Origin of the sequence: Microvirga subterranea, assembly GCF_003350535.1 — a bacterium.
In the GTDB taxonomy this organism is placed as follows: Bacteria; Pseudomonadota; Alphaproteobacteria; order Rhizobiales; family Beijerinckiaceae; genus Microvirga; species Microvirga subterranea.
Genome location: NZ_QQBB01000008.1, coordinates 165,338 through 183,358 on the forward strand (window position 1 = coordinate 165,338; position 18,021 = coordinate 183,358).

The window sequence follows — 18,021 nt, forward strand, 5'->3', positions numbered from 1 at the left end:
TAAATAATCGAGGCAGATCCCATGGCACGTTGGTTGAAGCGCGGACGCGATGCGGAAGCGATTGCAGAGGATGATGCCAGGATCAGGGAGACGGTCGAAGAAATCCTGGCCGATATCGCCCGGCGAGGAGATGCCGGCGTGCGAGAGTTTTCCACCAAGTTCGACCGCTGGGACAGGGACGACTATCGCCTCACCGATAAGGAAATCAGCGACTGCCTCTCGCAGCTGTCGCAGCGCAATCTCGACGACATTCGGTTTGCACAGGAGCAGGTAAAGAACTTCGCGGAGCATCAGCGCCAATCGATGAAGGACATCGAGGTCGAGACGCTGCCGGGCGTGATCCTCGGGCACAAGAACATTCCGGTGAATTCGGTCGGATGCTACGTGCCAGGTGGCAAGTACCCTCTCCTCGCCTCTGCGCATATGTCGGTCATCACGGCCAAGGTGGCAGGCGTCCCGCGCATCGTGACATGCGCCCCGCCCTACCAAGGAAAGCCGGCTCCTGCGATCGTTGCCGCCCAGCACCTGGCAGGCGCCGATGTCATCTACTGCCTGGGCGGAGTCCAGGCTGTCGGCGCCATGGCGCTCGGCACGGAAAGTATCGCACCCGTCGACATGCTGGTCGGACCCGGCAACGCCTTCGTGGCGGAGGCAAAGCGCCAGCTTTACGGACGCGTCGGCATCGACCTCTTCGCCGGCCCGACGGAAACCCTTGTCATCGCTGATGACAGCGTCGATGCGGAGATGTGCGCAACGGACCTCCTCGGTCAGGCAGAACATGGCCCGAACTCGCCGGCGATCCTGCTGACCACATCCGAGAAACTCGCTCGCGAGACGATGGCCGAGGTCGAGCGCCTGCTTGGCATCCTACCGACTGCAGCGATCGCAAGACAAGCCTGGGCGGACTACGGCGCCGTGATCGTGTGCGATACGGACGAGGAAATGGTCCGGGAGGCAGACAACATTGCGTCCGAACACGTCCAGGTGATGACGAGGGATCCGGACTACTTCCTGGCCAATATGACGAACTATGGAGCGCTGTTCCTTGGTCCCCGCACCAACGTGTCCTACGGCGACAAGGTCATCGGCACCAATCATACGCTCCCGACGAAAAAGGCAGCTCGCTATACCGGCGGCCTCTGGGTCGGCAAGTTTCTGAAAACCGTAACCTACCAGAAGATCCTGACCGACGAAGCATCGACCCTCGTTGGCGAGTATTGTTCGCGCCTCTGCATGCTCGAGGGGTTTGCCGGGCATGCCGAGCAGGCGAACATCCGAGTGCGCCGCTACGGCGGCCGCAATATCCCTTATGCGACGGCGGCCGAGTAATGACCGTGCCCTCGCTCCCTCGCCCGCCCTCGTTCCGCCTCGACGGAAAGCGCGCCCTTGTGACAGGTGCGGGACGCGGCATCGGTCTGGCCGCAGCCGCTGCTTTGGCATCCGCCGGAGCCCATGTGACATTGGCGGCTCGGACTGCGGATGAGATCAACGCGGCAGCGCAGGCCATCCGGGACGAGGGGTTTGACGCCGCGGCGCTGTGCCTCGACGTCAATGATCTTGGCGAGGTTTCGCGCTCCCTCGAGGCTCTCGGACCGTTCGACGTCTTCGTCAACAATGCCGGCACGAACCGGCCGAAACCATTTGTCGACGTTTCCATAGAGGACTTCGATGCGATCATGGGCCTGAACGTGCGGTCCGCCTTCTTCGCCGCACAGATCGTGGCGAGGCGCTTGATTGCAGCCGGCATGCCCGGATCCATCATCAACGTCTCGTCGCAAATGGGCCATGTCGGCGGAGCCAACCGGACCGTCTACTGCACGTCGAAATTTGCCCTGGAAGGAATGACGAAAGCCATGGCGGTGGAACTCGGCCCTCACGGGATTCGGGTCAACACCTTGTGCCCGACCTTCATCGAGACCCCGATGACACGCCCCTTCCTGGCCGACGAAAATTTCCGTGCCGGCGTGCTTTCGAAGATCAAGCTCGGACGCCTTGGCCGGGTAGAGGATCTGACCGGCGCGATCGTGTTTCTGGCGAGCGATGCCTCCAGTCTTATGACTGGCTCAGCGCTCCTCGTGGACGGCGGCTGGACGGCCGATTAGAAGCGGCCTTGATAGCCTCAATCTCGACCGCGCAGAGGTTCGTAGCTCGTCATCACGCTCGAGCGAAAAGCCGGGCGCTCACCCAGGCGCTCGTACCAGCTCGCGAGATTGGCGAGGTCAGGCCGTGGAATGTCCATCGTATACCATCGATGGAGCGTCACGGCGGCCGGGATGTCCCCTATCGAGAAGGTTGAGCCTGCAAGCCAGGGCGTATCTGCGAGGCGGGCATCGAGAATGCCATAGACGCGCCTTGCCTCTTCGCTCAATTGCAGAATGCGTTCCGGGCTGCGCTGGGAGGGAGGCTTGCGGACAACCTCCCAGAACAGCGGCACAAAGACCGGCGCCAACGTCGTCTGCATCCAGTCCATCCATTGATCCGCCAAGGCGGCTTCGTTCCATGAGTCGGGATGAAGGGTTCCGCGCCCATAGCGTGCGGCGAGGTAGCGAACGATGACGTTGGATTCCCACAGGACCAGGTCGCCGTCTTCGAGCGTCGGGATCCGGCGGTTGGGGTTCAAGGCACTGTAAGCTGAGGAGTCCAGACCGCCGTAGGAACCGCCTACGTCGAGCCGCTCGGCATCCATTCCGAGCTCGCCCAACGCCCAGAGTACCTTCTGGACGTTCATGGAGGTTGCCCTGCCCCAGAGCTTCATGCCGACCAAGCCTCTTTGTACTTCCTCAACTCGCTTGCCCAGTCATGCCGCATCCCGGCGAAGGCGGGCCATCTCGCCCGTATACCAGTCGCCGATCTCGCTTGCCGTCATCAATGCGACGACTTCATGCCCGATCACATAGTCCAGGAGCTCCTCCAGATAACGAATCCGGTGCGGGACACCCGTAATGTAGGGATGCATCGAGATGGCCATGATCCGGGCATTCTGCTCTCCCTCCTGATAAAGGCGGTCGAACTGATCTTTCCCGGTCTTGAGGAACTGGTCTGACGCGTGCTGCTGAAGGGCATAGACCACGATATCGTTGGTCTCGACCGTGTAGGGGATCGTCGTAATGGGCCCGAAAGGCGTCGCGACCTCTTGCGGCAGATCGTCGATCACCCAATCGGCCACATACTCGATCCCATGCTCCCTCAGCAGGTCGAGCGTCTCTTCGGTTTCCGTCAGACCAGGACTCTCCCAGGAGCGTGGCGGCTGCCCTGCGAATGCGGTGATTGCGTCCACCGTCCGTCGGATGGCGTCTCTCTGGTTCTCGACCTTGTGCATCGGTCCCTGGAGGAAGCCATGCCCCATGAACTCGAAGCCGGCATCCCGACCGGCGGCCGCAACGCGCGGATAGGATGTGCACACGTTTCCGTTGATTGCGAGCGTGACAGGGATGTTTCGGCGCGTCAGCGCCTCGAACTGCCGCCAAAAGCCGGCCCGCATACCGTATTCATGCCAAGACCAGTTTGGCACGTCCGGGAGAAGCGGTTGTCCCATCGGGGGCGACAGGACGGTCCTTGGCATCGCTCCTTCGATCCGCCATTCCTCGACGTTGAGGATGAACCATACCGCCAGTCTGGCTCCTCCCGGCAGGTGGAGCTTCGGTCTGTCGATCAGGGCCTGGTAAGGAATTCGATCCGTGAGCGCCATGATGGTCTCCAATTCGATGAGAAGAGCGGATAATGCTCGTTTCGCGGGTCACATGAATGGTGCGGGTTTGAAAGCATGCCCAGCCTTCTCAAGCCTTGCGATCAGCTCCGAAGACTGGGTGTCCGAAAGCGGCGTCAATGGGGGCCGTAGCTGCGCAAGCCCTGGCTCGCGCAGCAATGTCGCCATCACCGCCTTTGCTGCCGGGATGAGGGGATAGCTCGAGAAAATGTTGCGCACGTCCGCCACGGGCTCTTGCAGTGCGTCAGCGTCCGGGCTCTTCCAGTTGTCGACCAGCTGGCGGATCGCTGCAGCATTGATGTTGCCCGAAGCGGTGATGCAGCCGGCTGCTCCAAGCCTCATCGCCTTCAGGAGAACGCCTTCTGAACTTGGAAAGATGCGGAAGCCTGGGAAGCGAGTGAGCATGGCCTCCGTGTTGGACCAGTCGCCGGAACTGTCCTTGATGCCCAGGACAGTGTCCGGATAGCGCTTGATCAACCGCTCGATGAGGTCATGAGGAATGCCGACGCCGGTCATCTGAGGGATGTGATAGAGCCACAATCCTAAGTCCGACGAACCGACCCGTTCGATCACTTCCGAATAGAACGCGAACAGCCCCTCGACCGATATGGGCTTGTAGTAGAATGGCGGCAGCATCAGCACGCCGCCGCACCCGACGGACACTGCGTGCCTCGTTAGCTCGACCGCATCCGGAAGGGCCGATTGCCCCGTGCCGGGCAGAAGCAGTGACGGATCGATCCCGCCTTCCACCAAATGCTCCAGGAGATGGCGGCGCTCCGCGATCGACAACGAATTCGCTTCGCTCGTCGTGCCGAAAACGGCGAGCCCGTTGGCTCCTTGGGCCAGGAGCCAGCGGCACACGCCGAGAAACAGCGGTGCATCCACCTCGAGATCGGCTTGGAAGGATGTAATGGCGGGGACGAGAACCCCTGCAAAGTCGGCTTTGGCCATCAGGGTTGTGCTTTCAATGGCGGGAAGAAATCGGCCTCGCTCATTTCGTGGCGTCGCCGCCCTCGACGATAATCAGTTCCACCTGCCCGGCCCCGTCTTTGCGGAACGACGAGGCTTCCTGGTATTCGGGTGAGCGATGGCATTCCTCGGCGGCCTCGAGACTCGGGAACTCGATCACCACGAAACGGTGGAACGTTTCCGGCCCCTCCAGGATCTTGAATCGGCCGCCACGGGCCAGCACCTTGCCGCCATATCGAGAAATGATCCCAGGTACGCGGTCCGTGTACTTCTTATACTCGACGGGATCATTGATGCGCGACCGCGCGACCCAGTAGGCGGGCATGATTTTCTCCTTAAGGTTTTCCGAGATTGGGAAGCCAGGTTGCGATCTGGGGGAAGGCGATGATTGCCGCGATGACCGCCAGAAGGCAGATCCAGAACGGGGTCGATCCCCGAAAGATCTCGCCGACCGAGACATTTTCCTGCGGCAACGCAGCCTTGACCGTGAAGACGAGAATTCCAAACGGCGGGGTCAAGAGCCCCGTCTCGATGGCCAGGATGCCGATGATGGCGAATGCCAGAGGATCGTATCCTAGGCTGCTGGCGACGGGAGCGAATACTGGGACAGTCAGGAGAATGATCGAGATCGAGTCGATGATGCATCCGAGGACGAACCAGATGAGGATCATGATCCCGAGGATGGCGATTGCCGGCAGTCCCGTGTCGAGGAGCGCAGCCTGGACCGCTCCCGTAATACCCGTCATCGACAGGACACGGGAGTAGAGCTGAGCCATGACGAGAAGAAGGAGAAGCGGCGCAGACGAGCGACCTGCCGACAGAACGACCTCGAAGACCTCCTTCGCACGCATCCCGCGGATCAACGCGATGGCGAATGCCGCTACCGCACCGACGCCCGCGCCTTCCGTCGGAGTGAAAAAGCCGAACCAGATGCCCCCGAGGACGCCGCACACGAGAAGAACGACCAGAAGCGTGCCGAAAAGTGTGCCGCTGAGGTCATCGCTCTCAGCGATCTGCGCGGTCGTGGCGTGGTTCGCAGTCGCAGATACTCTGCCTTCGCCGACGATCTGAGGCCTTAGAATAGCGGTTCCGACGATGTAGGCGCTGTAAACGAGCACGACGACGAGGCCAGGAACCACACCGGCCATGAACAGGCTGCCGATCGACTGCTCGGTCAGGACGCCCCAAACGATCATGAGGACCGACGGCGGAATGAGCATGCCGAGGCAGGCACTGCCCGCGATGCAGGAAAGTGAAAACTGCCGATTGTAGCCGTAACGCTTCATCTCCGGATAAGCGATGCGGGAGAATGTTGCAGCGGCCGCGATGCTCACTCCCGAAACGAAAGCAAAAACCGCGTTTGCCAGCACGGTCGCGACGCCAAGGCGCCCAGGGAGCCATCGAGTCAAGCGATTGACCAGGCTGAAAAGGTCGCGAGCCGCGCCCGATTTTGCGAGGAACTCGCCCATCAGGATGAAGAGTGGGATGACGGCGAAGATATAATCCCGGATTCCCTCGTAGGCCGTGTTCGAAATGAAGCTCCGGACGACCTCGATGTTTTCCTGCATGAGGTATATTCCGAGAGCCGAGGTAATGCCGAGTGCGACCGCGATGTGGGTGCCGAAGAGGACGAGTGTCAGGAGTACCCCAACGATGATCATCATTTGTGAGGGGTCGAACATCGAAGGGATCCAATCAGTGTGAGGTGCCGGTGACAAGGACTTCGTGCATACGGGCCGCAGCAATCTGCCTGATTGCCAGGAGCAAGTAGGCTGCAACGGCAAGTCCACTGCCGATCAGAACTGCAAGTCGAACCGGCCACATCGGAACTCGAAGAGCTCCCTCCCCCTCATACTCGCCGGTCTCGAATGCGTGGGCAAAGCCGTCGATGCTGCCCCAGAAGATGAGAGCAAAGAGGATGATTCCGAGAAAACAGGAGACGACGACTAGGGCGGCACGGATGCGTGCGGGAAAATGGATGGTCAGTGCATCCACGTGCATCATCCCATTACTGAGAATGGCATAGACCGCCTGCAGATAGCAGATGATGACGATCGAGCTGGAGACGAGTTCCGGCGTGCCCTTGAGCGGACTGTTGAACGCCACTCTCCCGATCACGTCACCGACGACGACAAAGCATAAAAGGAAGGCGAGGATCGAAGCCAGAACCAGCAAGGCTTTCGAAATCCAGTCGAGACCTCTTCCAATCATCGAATGACACCTGCAGCCGTATTCACATGAGAAACCCCGGAACCGGAGCTGGTAAGTCAGCCGGTTCCGGGAGACGACCCGTTTGAATGCTATTTGACCTGGTACCGAATCGGCCATTTGTGGCCGAGCTTCTCGGCTTCCTCGAGAGTCAGCTCAAGGACCTGGGTTCCGGGAAGTCCGGCTTTGTCGAGCTCGGCTGCCTTCTCCTTGGGCCAGTCCTTGAGGGACGTAGCCCAATCGGCACGCACGCTTTCAGGCAGGGTCTTCACCTTTGCGCCGAGCTCCTTCAACTGCTCGATCTGCTTGGGATAGTTCTCGTCGTTGACGGTCCCGGTTTTCGCTTCGTACTCCCGTGCAACTTCAACGATGATGTCCTGCACTTCCTTGGGAAGTCGGTTGAAGCGATTGCGGTTGATCGTCAGCGCGTGCCACGTGATGGATCCGAACCCAATCTCCGTGTAATACGGAGAGACTTCATACATCTTGAAATTCACGACGCCGGACGGGAACATGATCCATCCGTTGTAGACACCGGTCTGCATGGCCGTATAGGCCTCAGGCAGCGATGATTGGACCGGCACGGCGCCGGCGAATTCCAGCCATTTCAGATTCAGGCCTGCGCCGGCCAGCTTGCGTCCTTTGAGATCGGCGACCGTGTTCCAGTCGAATGTCGTCGTCAAATTGTAGCCGTTGTCGGCAATTGCGGCCAAATGCTTCTGGCCAAACTTCTCCTCGAACACCTTGGTCATGTACGGGACTTTGTCATAGACAGCCCGCGCGAGCTTGACGCTCTTCTCGGCGCTCATAGTGCCGAACGGCAGCATGACCTGAAAGGCATGGAGGGGAAGGTTCGACGGCTCGAAGCAGAGGCAATAGCCGCCGATGTCGATGATGCCGGACTGCACACCTTCCAGCGTGTCCGCAACCTTCACCATCGAGCCGCCATAACCTTCAATGAACTCGATTTTATGGCTCGTTCGCTCCGCGACCCGCTTCGTCACCTCCGGCACGAAAAATGTCTGCATCAGGTGAACGTACGTATTGACCGCCGGATGACCTGACGCGATGCGCAACCTGATGTTCTCAGCCTTCGCAGACGTGACTGAGCCGAGCGCGAGAGCAGCCAAAGCGATGGCAGATACTTGAATGACGCTCCTCATGGACTTCGATCTCCTCCCAGAAATCTTCTTGATTATGAGCAGGCAGGGAGCCTCGCATCATCCCGAAATCCCCTGTGGCTCGTCGTCGTCAAAGCCCGGTTCGATCCAGGCACATTCGGCTTAATTGCGCTCGGCCCTGCCGCTATCGGAAAAGCTTAAGCGTGGTCTCGCTCTATGATGAAATAATCATTGCTGATCATTTTTATCATGAATCATGATCGCCCAAGCTCACTCGACCGCGCGTCGATTTGGGACCTGCCGACTTCATACCTACGAAAGTCCCTCAGCAACTGTGTACTCTGAGCTGAAAAAGACGCGTACCTGCGACGCGATCATCCATTCGGCGGATGCAAGAACATGAGCTTTCCGGCGAAGAATTCTGGCGTCATTCCTCCCTCCGTCCTGTCGAATCTGATATTTCACTATCTGCAAATCATGTGTCAACAGGAACGTTGGCTACCGCGTTTCAATGGCTTCTTCAGGAAATCGGCGCAACAGGATTGACGCGGAGCGAAGAACTGAAATATCAGTTTGAGGCATTCTGTAGTGTAAGGAATCCTAGGCAGGGAGAATTTTGTGCCCGAAGGATTGGATGAATCTCCGCTTCTGGTTCGAACGAGCGTGTATCAGCAGCTGAGAGCCGCGATACTGTCCTGCGCCATTCGTCCCGGCACACAAATTCAGGAGCGGCAGCTTGCCGAGCAGTATCAGGTGAGCAAGTCACCGATCAGGGACGCATTGCTCAAGCTCGAGGAGCAGAACCTGATCGAAGTCATGCCCCGCAAAGGCTATCGCGTGAAACGCATCTCCCTGACGGATGCGCGCGAGCTGTATGAAATGCGCCAGATCCTTGAACGCGAAAGCATCATCCGTCTGCTCGATACGGCCAGCGATGGGATTCTGTCGGACCTCGATGAGTTCCGCACGCTACCCTCTCCGATAGAGCTCTCGAAGTGGATTGAGTACAATAGCGCCTTCCATGGCTTTCTTGCCGCCAACTGCGGGAATTCACGTCTTGCTCGCGCCGGATGTGACGCCATCGAGCAGTACGAGCGGCTGACCTACGTGAGCGTTACAAGCAGCAATGAGCTCAGCCTTGCTGACTTTGTTGCTGAACATGGCGCGATTATCGACGCGATTCAGAGACGCGACAAAAGGCAGGCGCTGGCTCTGGCACGGGATCATATCGAAAGCTCACGCCGGCGCGTTCTCGATGCGCTCGAGAATCTATCCGTCATCGCCTGACTACCGGGAGGCCCATAGTGAAAGCCCACGCGATCCGTATCGAGCAACAAGGTGGCGCTGATGTTCTCCAGCTTCAGGAGGTGGAGATCGGCTCGCCTGGTCCGCGCGAAGTTCTGATCCGCCAGACCGCCTGCGGCTTGAACTTCCTTGACGTTTACCATCGCTCCGGAGCCTATCCTCTGCCGATGCCGAGTGGGATCGGCAGCGAGGCGGCAGGTGTCGTCGAAGCGGTCGGCTCGGAAGTTGCGTCGCTGCGCGTTGGCGATCGCGTCGCATATCAGGGCGGCGCGCCTGGGGCCTATGCCGATCATCGCGTCATGTCGCCCGACCGCCTCGTCAAAGTTCCTGACGGTGCCTCCAATGAGCAGGCGGCCGCCGTCCTTTTGAAGGGTATGACGGTCGAATACCTCCTCAACCGGTGCGTCAGCCTACAGCCGAACGATTTTGCCCTGATGTATGCGGCGGCTGGCGGGGTTGGGCTCCTCGCCGGCCAATGGGCGAAGCATCTTGGCGTCCGACTGATTGGTGTCGCTGCCGGCCATGAAAAATGCGAACGGGCTCTGGCCAATGGTTACTTCGCCGTCATTGACAGAACCAGGGAGGATGTCCTTTCCCGTGTGAAGGAGATCACCGGAGGAAAGGGTGTTCCGGTCGTCTTCGACTCAATCGGAAGGGCCACGTTCGAGACCTCGATCGACTCATTGGCTCCGAGAGGCGTCTTTGTGTCCTTCGGAGCGACATCGGGCCCTCCCCCGCCGGTCGAGGCGAGCCTGCTTCAGAAGAAAGGCTCTTTGTATTTCACCCGGCCGACCCTCGTACACTATGCCAGCTCACCCGAGGATTACGCCGCATCGGCGGCCGCGGTTTTCGACTTGGTCGCCAAGGGCGTTCTCAGACCCTCCATCGGGCAACGATATCCGCTCTCCGAAGCTGCTCAAGCTCATCGAGACCTTGAAGAGGGTCGTACGAGCGGCTCCACGATTCTTATCCCGTGATTTGATCAATCCAACTCGACGGAGGATGCCATGCTGACGACCGAAAATGCGCGAGCCCATTGGCCCCAAGAGCTTCAGGCCGACCTGGAAGCCAATCGTTTCAACGGCTGTGTCGGAAGTGTGCTCGTGTCTGAAACGGATCGCGTGCGAGTCTGGCACTTGCGCCTCCCGCCGGGAAAGCGATGCGCCTTCCATCGCCACGTGCTCGACTACTTCTGGACGTGTCACACCTATGGCAGTGCCCGTGGATATTTCGAAGATGGCCGCATCGTCGACGTCAACCATTTTCCGGGAGACACGAAGCATCTCCACTATGGAGCCGGCGAGTACCTGGTTCATAGCGTCGAGAACATTGGCGACACGGAACTTCTGTTTACGACGGTGGAGTTCAAGCAAAGCGCCAACGCTCCCCTCCCGGTTCCTGATGGCATCCGTCTCCAGGCCGCCTGAATCATAGCGACAAATACGGAAACCGATCATGTATGCACCACCCGGCGTTAGAACCGATCCTGCCATCCCGGTCCCTGAGATGATGAAGGCTTGGGTTCTCGGCGATCCCGAAGAACTGAAGCTGGTCGACAAGCCGGTCCCCGTTCCCAAGAAAGCAGAGGTGCTGGTTCGGGTGGATGCGATAGCGATCTGCGCCACGGACCTGGACGTGGTCAGCAGCGGTCCGCCGGCCATGATTCAGGGGGGCACCCCCTTCAACAAAAATTTCACGCCCGGGCATGAGTACATGGGAACGGTCGCCGCCCTCGGCCCAGGCGTCGATGAGTTCAGAATCGGTGATCGGGTAACCGTTGAAATCCATGCCGGCTGTGGTCAGTGCAAGCGCTGCCGAATGGGCATGTACACGTCGTGCCTGAATTACGGCCTCAACTATGGCGACGTCGACAAGGGGCATCGGGCGAACGGATTCACATCGGATGGTGGCTTTGCCGAGTTCGCCGTCAACAACATCAATACGCTTATCAAGATCTCCGATGACATGAGCGATGAGGAAGCGACCCTTGTCGTTACGGCCGGCACTTCAATGTACGGGCTTACCGAGCTCGGCGGTTTGATCGCCGGCGAGAGCGTCGTCGTGATTGGCCCCGGGCCGATCGGGCTCCTCGGCGCCGCGGTTGCGAAAGCTTTGGGCGCTTCTCCGGTGATATTGACGGGAACGCGCGACAATCGCCTCAAGACGGGGCTTGAACTCGGCGCCGACCACGTGGTGAACGTCACCCGCGAGGATCCGGTCGAAGCCGTACGGCGCCTTAACGGCGGCAAGGGCGTTGACTATGTCATCGAGTGTTCGGGCGCTCCGAATGCCATCAATGAAGCCGGGCGCATGCTGAACCGCGGCGGCAAGATGTGCCTCGCAGCCTTCCCCCATGATCCGGCTCTTATCGATGTTGCCCATCTCGTCCGCAACAACATCTACATTTATGGGATCCGTGGCGAAGGGCGCAGCGCAACGCACCGTGCTCAGGCGTTCATGGCAGCCAAGCGCTTCGACGCGACGAAGATCCACACGCATACCTTCATGATGGAAGATCTTCCGACTGCCCTCCGTTATGCACGCGATCGCGTCGAGGACGCTATCAAGGTGGTGGTGAAAATGCCCCGACGGGCTGCGGAGCAAGAGCTGCGTAAGGCGAGTTGAATTCTCATGCCATTCAAGGTCGCCATTCGCCAGCTTGAATTTCTCCGGTGAGGTAGACCTCCTCGAACCATAGAGTAAGCATCATGATCGATAAAAAGGCCCCTGTCGGCGTCATCGGCCTCGGGACGATGGGAGGCGCAGTAGCCCGGAACTTGGTTGAGCGCGGTTGGACCGTATTCGGTTACGACGTGAGTCCGCAAAGGGTCGCCGAAGCGCAGGCCGCAGGTGTACGGCTCGTCGACAGCCCTGCTGCCATTGCCGCGGCAGCCACAACCATCTTGACGAGCCTCCCGAGCCCTCGCGCTCTCCACGACGTGGTTCAGGAGTTGGCCGAGCATGCTACTCGAGGATGCATCGTGGCAGAGTTGAGCACTCTCGCCCTTGAGGACAAAACCAATGCCGAGTCCGTCCTACGAGGAGCAGGCCACAGGATGCTCGATTGCCCGTTGAGCGGCACCGGCGCACAAGCGGCGAATCGCGATCTCGTCATCTATGCCAGTGGCGGTTCCGAAGACATCGAGGCCTTGAACGAACTGTTCTTGGATTTCGGGCGGGCCGCGCACAATGTGGGACCGTTCGGGAACGGCACCAAGATGAAGTTCGTGGCGAATCTGCTCGTTGCTATCAACAATGTTGCGAGTGCGGAGGCGATGGTTCTTGGCATGAAGGCCGGGTTGCCCGCCCACCAGATCATCGAGCTCATCTCGGCCGGAGCCGGGAATTCCAGAATCTTTGAGCTTCGCGCTCCGCTGATGGCAGATCAGCGGTATGAGCCAGCCACCATGTCCATCGGTCTTTGGCAGAAGGATATGCGGGTTATCGATGAGTTTGCCCGGCAGCTAGGCTGTCCGACGCCATTGTTCACGGCGACCGAGTCCGTCTATCGCGCGGCTTTGGCGAATGGACAGAACACCCAGGATACGGCATCGGTTTGCACCGTTCTGGAGAACATGGCAGGCCTGCACCGCCCCTAAGGCTTGGACCTCTTTGGACCATCGGCTAGGAGACCCCAAAGCAACTGGCCTATGCACCGTTGAAGAGGGCAGGAGCGCTCCCTGCCCTCCTAGGTCACCTGACCACAATATCTACGACAACGTTGTCGTGCGGCTTGCTGGAATATGATCCGCCGCCCACATGGCGGCCTGAGTGCGGTTCTTGGCGCCGATCTTGCGAAGAATCGCTTTGACGTGCACCTTAACGGTAGCTTCGCTCAGGCCGAACTGGCGGGCGATCACTTTGTTCGGAGCCCCCTCCATCAGCCCCCGAAGGATTTCTCCTTCCCGAGCGGACAGCCTCTGCCCCGTAGGGCCGGCGGCTCGCATGCTCTCAAGGCTCTGGTCGCCTCCGTGGAAGGGGCGCTCCGCTTCCCGATCCGGTGTGGACGGGATGTGATCGGAAGCCGAGGCGAGGAGGCGTGACGGGAACAGTCCTTCACCCATCATCATGAGATCGAGTGAGGTGGTGAGGACATCTCTATCGACACTCGTCAGGCAGAAGCCGTTGGCTCCCGCTTCATAAGCTCGCAAAGCCGACGAAAGGTCGAGATCGTCGGCCATGACACAGATCTTAGCGTCTCGAAACGTCGCCTTTATCGTCTCGACTGATTCGATGGTGCGATTCGAACATTGTTTCGAGATAATGATGAAGAGGTGCGGAAGTTCTGGGCTGGGTCGATCCGGCCGATTCTGAGCCGCATGGTCGCCCACTACGAAACGCGTATCCGCGAGAAGGTGCTCCAACCCAGCTTGCAACAGTGGGCTCTCGCTGATCAATGCGGTCGGAACTTCGCGGGAGAGATCCCGTACGCTATCGCTTGTGGCCGGTAGGTCGGCCGCAATGACGGAATATACCTCGGTCATCTGCTCCCCCTTGTAGAGCCAAATCTCGTGCTCGACACAATGGCTGGTTTGGTTCTGCCAATGGTTGTGACAATATCAATCCATGATTTCATGTCTGTCGGGAAGCCGACACAGTGAAAATTTTTCGTCAGCAATATGTGCTTAAGCTTCTTCAGGCGGGCTTAATGCGTGCGGAATGCAAGAACAGTGTAAATAACTATATAACGTTTATATAAACGAATTTGGCAGAAGCTGCTCGAAACCTTTTCTGATTTTCCAGTAGCATTCGCAGGCGGCTCTCTCCAAACCATCGCGATCGGTTATGGTGATGGCACCGCGTCCCTGCACGATCAGTCCGGCTGACTGAAGGGCTCGTGTGACAACGCTGACTGTGGAGCGCTGAACGCCGAGCATGGACGCCAGAAACTCATGTGTCAGGGGAAGGGTGTCATGACCGAGTCGGTCATGGATGCTCAAGATCCATCGGCAGCATCTCGCTTCGACGCTGTGGACAGCATTACAGGTAATCATCTGGAAGGTCTGAAGGATCAGAGCTTCGGCAAACGCCCATAAGATGCTGCGAATGCGCGGCCGTGCTTCGACGACGTCATGCAGGCGCTGGATGCTTATCCGGGATGCGCCTCCAGCGATCTGTACGACATAACGCCCAAAAGCCTTTCCCGTGGCGAGTTCGCTCACGAACCCGAAGGCGGCCTCGCGGCCGAACATCGCAACTTCAACGGTGACCCCGTCCTCAAGAACATTGACGAGGGATACGCAGGCATCTTGGGGGAAGTACACATGGTATACCATCTCGCCGGGTTCGTAGAGAACTTTGCCTTGAGGCAGTTCGACCGTCTCGAGGTATGGCTCGAGGTAAGCGTAATCCTCAGCCTCCAAAGCGGCGAGCAGGCGGTTGGCTCGGTGGCCTGTCGGAATTCTGCTTCTCACGATCGACCGGTCGCTACGCTTGACAAGACCACAATCCTATCACGCGGCCTGTCGAATGGCAGGTTGGAGAGCGTAACCTTTCGAGGCGCATCGCCTCGCAGAGGTCTTACCACATGCGGGTGATCCGACGAACATTGGGCCTTACCGACCGAAGGCGCCTCTCTCGCTATAAAGTTACGAAATTCGGTGCAATTATCACCATGAAAGCAGACCGTCGTGGGCGACGTTGCTGCCTGGAAACGGGTCAGTCGAGCAGTTGGAAGGCGTCGGGGGTGCAGGCGGCGTCAGCCAACGAGCCCCGGAACATCTCCGCAAGGTGCTTGTATGAGAAAGGTTTCGTCAGGGTTGGGCTTCCGCAAAAGCGTTCAGGAAGGCTGCGGGCATCATATCCGGTGGAGAATATGAATGGGATGCCGCGGAACCGAAGCACGTCTGCCACGGGAAAAACCACGGAACCATCGACATTGATGTCGAGTACGCCGATGTCGATCGGGGCCTGAAGCGCCAGCGTAAGCGCATGGTCAAGCCTTGCGGCCGGACCGACGATCTCGCACCCAAGATCGAGAACCATGTCCTCGATCAGCATCGAGATCATGGCTTCGTCCTCAACGATCAGGACACGGCACTTGCGGCCTTCGCCCATCCCAACCCCCTCGCCGGTCAACACCTAATGAAGTCCGGCTACTCCGGATCAAATCAATTTTAGGGATACGTTAACGCCAATCGTGGCCGTTCGGCTAGTGCCATTGAAACCGGAGCGCGAAAGTCTGATTTCCGACGCCGATATGGCAGATCCTCGAAGTGAGGAAATCAACCCTCGGATGGATTGAAGCAGAGGACACTGAATCCGTGTTGATTGTGGCCCGTCGCCTGCTTAAACAGCGTGCTCGATTCCGTGCAGAGATACGCTTCGACAATCCGATGCCTCACGTTCCATTGTTGCGCCGGCTCAAAACTGCGCCATCTCCTCACGGGCGTTGCCGTGGGGTGGATGCGAGGCAATTCCAGTCAACGGATGCTGGAAGCGCGATCCTGCTCCAGATGGCGGCTTGTCCTCCGGGAATAGCACCCAGCCCTACCCTCCCCCACCATCCGGCTTGACGGCCTCCGTCGCCGGCCCCAGGTCCGGCGGCTTACGTCTCTTCTCTTCAGAATTGCGACGTGGTTCTCCGGATCCAGCCTCTGCTGAGAAGGAATAACCCTGCCATGAACAGGGAATGGACTGACGAAGAGATTGAAATTCTCCGCCGCGATCGCGCCGCGAAAGTTCCTGTTCCAGTAACCGCCGCAAAGCTGAACCGGCCCGTACCTGCGACGTACCTCCGTGCACGGATGATCGGCACGCAGGTGCAGAAGCACCAGTCGTGGGGCGAGGAAGAGGTTGCGCAGCTGCGGGCCTTGGTGACGGCGAACCCTCCGATGACCGACAAGCGCATTGCCGAGACGCTTGGAAGGACAGTGACGCAGGTTCGCTGGAAGATGCAGGACATCGGTCTGATCGGCGTACGGGATCTTTCCAAACTCGCAAAGGCAACATCAGCGGCGGCAGCATCCCGCCAAGCTTTATCTGAGCCAAACGCGCGGAAATTACGCGATCAAGTGAAGCCATGCCCGAGCAAGCCGGCGGCCAATGCTGAGAGGTCAAAGCCACTGCAGGGTCTGGAGCAGCCACGCTCCTCAGACACGCAAATGCTCGCTGCCGCTCTCTCGCGATTGGCAAAGAAGTTTGACGACGTACTTAAAGGCGCCATCGCCGAGTCCGAAAACGGCATGATGCAGGCCGCAATGGCGGCCATTGCAGAAAAGAAGTCCATCGACGAACGGCTGGTCAAGCTCTGCCGGGCCGCAAAGCCCGTTTCAGCGCCGAGCTCTTCGTCAGAGCAAACAGCGCAGGAAATCGCCCTAGCAGCCGGAGTGGAACAACAGGCAGCTCGGTCTGCGCCCCCCAAGGAGCAACGGATCAGTGCGAGCAAACCCGCGCAGCCGCGCGCGGAGGCAACCGCACCGCGTGGCGTGGTTAACGACAACACGGGACTCCGGGCGCGTCACCTAGCAGCCAGGCCTGCGTCCCGGCCCGCATCTGTACCTCTACCACCTCCCCCTGCTCCGGCTCCGCCCCCAAGGATCGTTGTTCTCGATTCTCCAGCGCCTGCTCGTCCGGATATGCCCGCACCGGACATGCAGCAGACATCCGGTCGTGGCGGTTGGAAGTCGGTTCGTCGCGACCCGGCGAAGATTGCCGCTCAATCCCGCGCGAAATCGGTCAATCGGGCTGATGCGGTTGATCTTGCCCAAGCGGCCCAAGCAGCAATCGAACAGTTCATTGCCCAGCGGGGCGTCACACGCAGCGAAGTCGGCGGGACACAGGCGCTCGTGACCCGGCTCCAGTCTCGGGGCTATATCGTCGTAAGCGAGGGCGAAGGCTGGGTTATCGACCAGCGCCATCGAGTCGCCGACGACAAGGCACTGATGGCATTCGCAGCCGCACGCGGAATCAACCTCGATGCGGCAGCATGAGGCCGATCCCGCACAAACGCCTGTGGCCATTGAGCGGTTCAGAACGGACTCCTCAGCCTTGAGAGGGCCTTCACGCAAGGACTCGCCGGCATAGGGATCCCCAGAAAATCCCAACCTGAAACTTCTGAGTGCGGCAGACCCAATTTTCTCTTGCACCGGCGAAAAAATCGACTATGTGTCCCCTCCCCGGCGCCACCTCTCCGAGGCGGCGCCTTTTCCAGACACAGTGACTGTCGGCACCCGGAACTCTGATCCGGCGTCGAACCTGCGCCTTGGAGTTTGTTTTGTCCGGGACCACGGTCCATCGGACAGACTGCTTCCAAGGTGGTGTTCATTGTGACTAGCGCATGCCATGAGCCGGAACGCTCCGAGGTTATCGGAGCAATTCTGAAGGCTCCTCTGACAAAAACATTCAGATGAATGGACGAATTCACTTCGTTCCAGATAGTAGCGGTGCAGAAAAGCTCATTTTCTGCAGACGGTACTTCTTTGTCCGAATGCAGGTAGACTTGAGAAGAAATGAAGATTTGGAAAAAACTTCAAATTTCTTCTTGACCCAAAAATCGAACCGGCCTATATGAGGTTCATCGACGGCGGGCCACACGGCGCCGCCCACCGGACGAAGACCTTCGAGGCCGCTAAGGCTGCGGAAAGAGATTTTCCGGTAAGGCATCCTGACGGATGCATGCTCTTTGACAAGTGAAGACGAGAGAGAGAAGCGCAGGCGGCGGTGTCCTTGCGGACGGTCCTTCGGGGCTGTTTTGAGAGACATCGACCAGAT

19 protein-coding genes are annotated in these 18,021 nt (G+C 59.1%); 8 read left to right on the forward strand and 11 right to left on the reverse strand.

Features of this window, described 5'->3' with window-relative positions; all coding sequences use genetic code 11:
• Nucleotides 1-21 precede the first annotated feature (21 nt).
• Nucleotides 22-1,329: a histidinol dehydrogenase gene (gene hisD, locus DES45_RS19745; protein WP_114771775.1), complete on the forward strand. Its 1,308-nt coding sequence runs from the start codon at nucleotides 22-24 to the stop codon at nucleotides 1,327-1,329.
• Nucleotides 1,329-2,102 carry an SDR family NAD(P)-dependent oxidoreductase gene (locus tag DES45_RS19750; RefSeq protein WP_114771777.1) on the forward strand — a complete coding sequence of 258 codons (774 nt, stop codon included), beginning with the start codon at nucleotides 1,329-1,331 and terminating at the stop codon, nucleotides 2,100-2,102. Before hisD ends, DES45_RS19750 begins: the two co-directional genes overlap by 1 nt.
• A gap of 17 nt (nucleotides 2,103-2,119) precedes the next feature.
• On the opposite strand, the gene DES45_RS19755 is transcribed toward DES45_RS19750, so the two are convergent.
• The 7 genes from DES45_RS19755 to DES45_RS19785 form a co-directional block, all read right to left on the reverse strand.
• A complete protein-coding gene (locus DES45_RS19755; RefSeq protein ID WP_147282453.1) occupies nucleotides 2,120-2,755 on the reverse strand; it encodes a glutathione S-transferase family protein in 636 nt (211 codons plus the stop codon).
• Nucleotides 2,756-2,797: 42 nt separating this feature from the next.
• On the reverse strand, nucleotides 2,798-3,688 hold the full coding sequence (locus DES45_RS19760) for a polysaccharide deacetylase family protein (RefSeq protein ID WP_114771781.1): 891 nt from the start codon (nucleotides 3,686-3,688) through the stop codon (nucleotides 2,798-2,800).
• A gap of 48 nt (nucleotides 3,689-3,736) precedes the next feature.
• Complete coding sequence (locus tag DES45_RS19765) at nucleotides 3,737-4,657, reverse strand: dihydrodipicolinate synthase family protein (protein WP_114771783.1); 921 nt, start codon at nucleotides 4,655-4,657, stop codon at nucleotides 3,737-3,739.
• 40 nt (nucleotides 4,658-4,697) lie between these two features.
• The gene (locus DES45_RS19770; protein ID WP_114771785.1) at nucleotides 4,698-5,000 is read right to left on the reverse strand and encodes a DUF1330 domain-containing protein; all 303 of its coding nucleotides are present in this window, start codon (nucleotides 4,998-5,000) and stop codon (nucleotides 4,698-4,700) included.
• Nucleotides 5,001-5,010: 10 nt separating this feature from the next.
• Complete coding sequence (locus DES45_RS19775) at nucleotides 5,011-6,339, reverse strand: TRAP transporter large permease (protein ID WP_210210238.1); 1,329 nt, start codon at nucleotides 6,337-6,339, stop codon at nucleotides 5,011-5,013.
• Nucleotides 6,340-6,370: 31 nt separating this feature from the next.
• On the reverse strand, nucleotides 6,371-6,886 hold the full coding sequence (locus tag DES45_RS19780; RefSeq protein ID WP_170151569.1) for a TRAP transporter small permease: 516 nt from the start codon (nucleotides 6,884-6,886) through the stop codon (nucleotides 6,371-6,373).
• Between the two features lie 89 nt (nucleotides 6,887-6,975).
• Nucleotides 6,976-8,046 (reverse strand): C4-dicarboxylate TRAP transporter substrate-binding protein, encoded by a 1,071-nt coding sequence (locus DES45_RS19785; protein ID WP_114771791.1) that lies wholly within the window; start codon nucleotides 8,044-8,046, stop codon nucleotides 6,976-6,978.
• A 576-nt stretch (nucleotides 8,047-8,622) separates the two neighbouring features.
• Here DES45_RS19785 and DES45_RS19790 point away from each other — a divergent pair.
• From DES45_RS19790 to DES45_RS19810, 5 genes are all read left to right on the forward strand, one after another.
• The gene (locus DES45_RS19790) at nucleotides 8,623-9,291 is read left to right on the forward strand and encodes a GntR family transcriptional regulator (RefSeq protein ID WP_114771793.1); all 669 of its coding nucleotides are present in this window, start codon (nucleotides 8,623-8,625) and stop codon (nucleotides 9,289-9,291) included.
• Between the two features lie 14 nt (nucleotides 9,292-9,305).
• Nucleotides 9,306-10,286: a quinone oxidoreductase family protein gene (locus DES45_RS19795; protein WP_210210239.1), complete on the forward strand. Its 981-nt coding sequence runs from the start codon at nucleotides 9,306-9,308 to the stop codon at nucleotides 10,284-10,286.
• A gap of 30 nt (nucleotides 10,287-10,316) precedes the next feature.
• Nucleotides 10,317-10,736, forward strand: a complete 420-nt coding sequence (locus tag DES45_RS19800) for a cupin domain-containing protein (RefSeq protein ID WP_114771797.1) — start codon at nucleotides 10,317-10,319, stop codon at nucleotides 10,734-10,736.
• A gap of 28 nt (nucleotides 10,737-10,764) precedes the next feature.
• Nucleotides 10,765-11,934, forward strand: coding sequence for a zinc-dependent alcohol dehydrogenase (locus DES45_RS19805; protein ID WP_114771799.1), 1,170 nt, complete (start codon nucleotides 10,765-10,767; stop codon nucleotides 11,932-11,934).
• Between the two features lie 83 nt (nucleotides 11,935-12,017).
• Nucleotides 12,018-12,908 (forward strand): NAD(P)-dependent oxidoreductase, encoded by an 891-nt coding sequence (locus tag DES45_RS19810; protein WP_114771801.1) that lies wholly within the window; start codon nucleotides 12,018-12,020, stop codon nucleotides 12,906-12,908.
• 111 nt (nucleotides 12,909-13,019) lie between these two features.
• On the opposite strand, the gene DES45_RS19815 is transcribed toward DES45_RS19810, so the two are convergent.
• From DES45_RS19815 to DES45_RS19825, 3 genes are all read right to left on the reverse strand, one after another.
• Nucleotides 13,020-13,793 (reverse strand): response regulator transcription factor, encoded by a 774-nt coding sequence (locus DES45_RS19815; protein ID WP_114771803.1) that lies wholly within the window; start codon nucleotides 13,791-13,793, stop codon nucleotides 13,020-13,022.
• Nucleotides 13,794-14,000: 207 nt separating this feature from the next.
• The gene (locus DES45_RS19820) at nucleotides 14,001-14,723 is read right to left on the reverse strand and encodes a Crp/Fnr family transcriptional regulator (RefSeq protein WP_114771805.1); all 723 of its coding nucleotides are present in this window, start codon (nucleotides 14,721-14,723) and stop codon (nucleotides 14,001-14,003) included.
• Nucleotides 14,724-14,967: 244 nt separating this feature from the next.
• Nucleotides 14,968-15,366 carry a response regulator gene (locus DES45_RS19825; protein ID WP_114771807.1) on the reverse strand — a complete coding sequence of 133 codons (399 nt, stop codon included), beginning with the start codon at nucleotides 15,364-15,366 and terminating at the stop codon, nucleotides 14,968-14,970.
• A gap of 563 nt (nucleotides 15,367-15,929) precedes the next feature.
• Here DES45_RS19825 and DES45_RS19830 point away from each other — a divergent pair.
• On the forward strand, nucleotides 15,930-17,240 hold the full coding sequence (locus DES45_RS19830) for a hypothetical protein (protein ID WP_114771809.1): 1,311 nt from the start codon (nucleotides 15,930-15,932) through the stop codon (nucleotides 17,238-17,240).
• Between the two features lie 430 nt (nucleotides 17,241-17,670).
• On the opposite strand, the gene DES45_RS25240 is transcribed toward DES45_RS19830, so the two are convergent.
• Nucleotides 17,671-18,021, reverse strand: a 351-nt coding sequence (locus DES45_RS25240; RefSeq protein WP_170151570.1) for a hypothetical protein, incomplete at its 5' end; no start/stop codon positions are given.